General features: G+C 65.0%; 4 protein-coding genes and 1 pseudogene. 1 reads left to right on the plus strand and 4 read right to left on the minus strand.

Annotation, left to right across the window (positions count from 1 at the left end):
- Positions 1-244: 244 nt before the first annotated feature.
- Together DYI24_RS23545 and lipA are read right to left on the minus strand one after the other, a co-directional pair.
- Positions 245-718 carry a type II toxin-antitoxin system RatA family toxin gene (locus DYI24_RS23545; protein ID WP_012496037.1) on the minus strand — a complete coding sequence of 158 codons (474 nt, stop codon included), beginning with the start codon at positions 716-718 and terminating at the stop codon, positions 245-247.
- Between the two features lie 26 nt (positions 719-744).
- The gene (gene lipA / locus DYI24_RS23550) at positions 745-1,704 is read right to left on the minus strand and encodes a lipoyl synthase (RefSeq protein WP_107344565.1); all 960 of its coding nucleotides are present in this window, start codon (positions 1,702-1,704) and stop codon (positions 745-747) included.
- A 157-nt stretch (positions 1,705-1,861) separates the two neighbouring features.
- Between lipA and DYI24_RS23555 the strand changes: the two genes are divergently transcribed.
- Positions 1,862-2,488, plus strand: a complete 627-nt coding sequence (locus DYI24_RS23555) for a DNA-3-methyladenine glycosylase (RefSeq protein WP_164574048.1) — start codon at positions 1,862-1,864, stop codon at positions 2,486-2,488.
- A gap of 152 nt (positions 2,489-2,640) precedes the next feature.
- Here the strand turns inward: DYI24_RS23555 and DYI24_RS23560 are convergent, their stop codons facing one another.
- On the minus strand, positions 2,641-3,201 hold the full coding sequence (locus DYI24_RS23560; protein ID WP_164574049.1) for a hypothetical protein: 561 nt from the start codon (positions 3,199-3,201) through the stop codon (positions 2,641-2,643).
- Positions 3,202-3,303: 102 nt separating this feature from the next.
- Positions 3,304-3,436: pseudogene (locus DYI24_RS28430) on the minus strand (VOC family protein); the annotation flags it as partial.

The raw sequence follows: 3,436 nt of genomic DNA on the forward strand, positions 1-3,436 counted from the left end.
GTCAACCTCCGCGAAAGCGGAGGGCCCAGTATCCCAGAGCGCTCGTGATCTTCGGAAGCACTTCGGGATACTGGGTCGCCCGGACAAGCCGGGCGATGACGCTGGAGTGTGTTGATATTCAAGTATTCAACGTCATTGCGAGCGGAGCGAAGCAATCCAGCTCCGTGCATCGAGCTGGATTGCTTCGTCGCTGCGCTCCTCGCAATGACGGCAGAACTCCAGTTTCTCGCGATAGCGAAAATAACTACACCCGCGACAGCTTCGGGCCGGTGCCGTAGATCTGGTCGGCGCGGGTTTCGAAGGCTTCGGCGAAACGGTGGAACGCGGTGTCGAACATCGCACCCATCAGCGTGGCGAGCATCCGGCTCTTGAACTCGTAGGCGATGAAGAAGCCGACCTCGCAGGCGCGCTCGGTCTTGGCCGCGAAGGTCCAGCGGTTCTCCAGATTGGAAAACGGGCCTTTCAGATACTCGACCAGGATCTTGAGATTGGCGCGATCGAGGGTGACGCGGCTGGTGAAGGTCTCCTGCACCAGCTTGAACGACACCGTCATGTCGGCGATCACCACCTCGTTGCCGTCCGGCTGCTGGATGCGTTCGCGGATCTTCAGCGCCTTGCACAGCGGCACAAATTGCGGATAGCGCTCGACATCGGCAACGAGGTCGAACATCTGCTGGGCACTGTGCGGCACTCTGCGCCTGTTGGAAAACTGCGGCATCGTCTCGGACTTCAGGTCTTGGACTGTTAGCGGGCTCGCGCCGCGCGCGCCGCCTTGAGCTTGGCGAAGTCGTCGCCGGCGTGATGCGACGAGCGCGTCATCGGGCTCGCCGACACCATCAGGAAGCCCTTGGCGTAGGCAGTGGTCTGATAGCCGGCGAACTCGTCCGGCGTGACATAGCGCATCACCGCGTGGTGCTTGCGGGTCGGCTGCAGATACTGGCCGATGGTGAGGAAATCGACCTCCGCCGAGCGCAGGTCGTCCATCACCTGCAGCACCTCGTGGCGCTCCTCGCCGAGGCCGACCATGATGCCGGACTTGGTGAAGATGGTCGGATCGAGTTCCTTCACCCGTTGCAGCAGCCGAATCGAATGGAAGTAACGCGCGCCCGGCCGCACCGACAGATAGCGCGACGGCACGGTTTCGAGGTTGTGGTTGAACACGTCCGGCTTGGCGGCGACCACGACTTCCAGCGCGCCATCCTTGCGCAGGAAGTCGGGCGTCAAAATCTCGATCGTCGTGGTCGGGCAGGCTTCGCGCACCGCGCGGATCGTCGCGGCGAAATGCGCCGCGCCGCCATCGGCCAGATCGTCACGGTCGACCGAGGTGATCACCAGGTGCTGCAGCCCGAGCTTCCGCGTCGCCTCGGCGACATAGGCCGGCTCGTTGGCGTCGAGCGCCGCCGGCATCCCGGTCTTGACGTTGCAGAACGCGCACGCCCGGGTGCAGGTGTCCCCCATGATCATGAAGGTGGCGTGCTTCTTGTCCCAGCACTCGCCGATGTTCGGGCAGCCGGCCTCTTCGCACACGGTGTGCAGGCCGTTTTCCTTGACGATGCCGCGGGTCTCGCCATAGCCGCGCGTGGTCGGCGCGCGCACCCGGATCCAGTCCGGCTTCTTCGGCGACAGCGCGTCGGGCCGCGCCGCCTTCTCCGGGTGCCGGGGGCGGACGGGATTGGCGGACACCGTATCGACGAGAACGACCATGAGCTGCCTGGGTTTGCGCGAGAACCCTACCTAATCCGGCCGCCCCCGTCCCGCAACCCGGGCTGCTTGCGGGCTGTTATCCCTTGGAATAATGCTCGAATTGTAAGCATAACGCGCATCGCCGGCCGCGCCTTGTGGCGCACAATCCCTGTCCCAGATGACCAAGCCCCGCGTTCCGAAGGCCTCGCCGGACGGAACACATCCCGCTCTCGGCCCGCTGCTGACGCGCCGGTTCTTTGCCCGCAGCGTCCACGAGGTCGCGCCCGAGCTGATCGGCGCAACGCTGCTGTTCGGCGGCGCCGGCGGCGTGATCGTCGAGGTCGAAGCCTATCACCACACCGACCCGGCGGCGCATTCCTACGGCGGGCCGACACCGCGCAACCAGGTGATGTTCGGACCGCCGGGCGTCGCCTACGTGTATCGCTCCTACGGCATCCATTGGTGCGTCAATGTCGTCTGCGAGCCCGAAGGCTCGGCCAGCGCGGTGCTGATCCGCGCGCTGGAGCCGACCCACGGCCTTGTGGCAATGCGCAAGCGCCGCGGCCTCGACGAGCCACGCAGCCTATGTTCCGGCCCCGGCAAACTGGCGCAGGCCCTCGGCATCACCATCGCTCACAACGGCCTACCGCTCGATGCCGCCCCGTTCGCGATCCACCGCAGGATCACCACGCCGGAGATCGTCACCGGACCGCGCATCGGCATCACCAAGGCGGCGGACTATCCGTGGCGATTCGGGCTAAAGGGCTCGCGATTTTTGAGTAAGCCGTTTCCGCGATCAATTTGATCGAAGCTGGCCCTCAACAAAACCGGTCATCGCCCGGCTTGCCCGGGCGCCCAGTATTGCAGAGCGCTGCGGCTAAGTAACGAGCGCTCTGGGATACTGGGCCCTCCGCTTTCGCGGAGGGTGACGTTTGTTTGCGGCGCAGCGCTGCGGCCTCAGCTTGCCGCCGCCCGCGCCCGCCGCAGATGTTCGGGATACCAGACCGTGAACATCGCGGTGCCGATCAGCACCGCGTAGGAGATCAGCTCGTAGGCGAGTTCGGGCAGCGCGACCTGCTCCATCTTGCCGAATGCCAGCGCCGCGTTGATGGTGAAAGCCGTCGCCCAGATGCCGGTCATCAGCACGTTGATGCGGATGAATTTCGGATCATTCCAGACCGCCGGATCGACGTGCTCCTTGGCGTAGTCGAGCGTGAACGGCTTGCCGAGCAGAATGGTCAGCCAGGCCCCGGCCGCCAACGCGCCGTTGGCGAGCACGCCGAGATGGCGCAGCGTCCAGGTGTCGTTGAACCCCATCACCGCGACGGTTGCGGCGCCGAAGAACACCACGCCGACCCACAGAATGATACCGCGCTGGAGCTTCAGCACGCCCATCACGACCGTCAGCACCAGTGCGACGCAGAGGCCAATCTCGACCCGGAGCAACGTGTCACGGGCGATGATCAGAAACGACAGCCACGGCGCAAACGAGATCAGCAGCTTGAGGAAAGCGAGCATCGGCACAGCCCCGTTGATGCCCAATCCTACGCGACTGTCGCGGTATCATACTTTGGCGCCGATCAACGCCGAGGCGATGGACAGCAGGTGCAAGGAAAGCGCTCAGCCGAGCGTGTGGCACACCGCTTCGAGCCGGTTGCCGTCCGGGTCGGCGATGAAGGCCGCGTAGTAACCGGGATGATAATCGCGCAGTCCCGGCGCGCCCTGATCGGCGCCGCCGTGCGCGAGCCCGGCT

Origin of the sequence: Rhodopseudomonas sp. BR0C11 (genome assembly GCF_010820945.1) — a bacterium.
Taxonomy (GTDB): Bacteria; Pseudomonadota; Alphaproteobacteria; order Rhizobiales; family Xanthobacteraceae; genus Rhodopseudomonas; species Rhodopseudomonas palustris_H.

Excerpts from the sequence above, each read along its gene's own strand:
- DYI24_RS23555 (WP_164574048.1), top strand. The coding sequence starts at position 1,862 with ATGACCAAGCCCCGCGTTCCGAAGGCCTCGCCGGACGGAACACATCCC.
- DYI24_RS23545 (WP_012496037.1), bottom strand. The coding sequence starts at position 718 with ATGCCGCAGTTTTCCAACAGGCGCAGAGTGCCGCACAGTGCCCAGCAG.
- DYI24_RS23560 (WP_164574049.1), bottom strand. The coding sequence starts at position 3,201 with ATGCTCGCTTTCCTCAAGCTGCTGATCTCGTTTGCGCCGTGGCTGTCG.
- lipA (WP_107344565.1), bottom strand. The coding sequence starts at position 1,704 with ATGGTCGTTCTCGTCGATACGGTGTCCGCCAATCCCGTCCGCCCCCGG.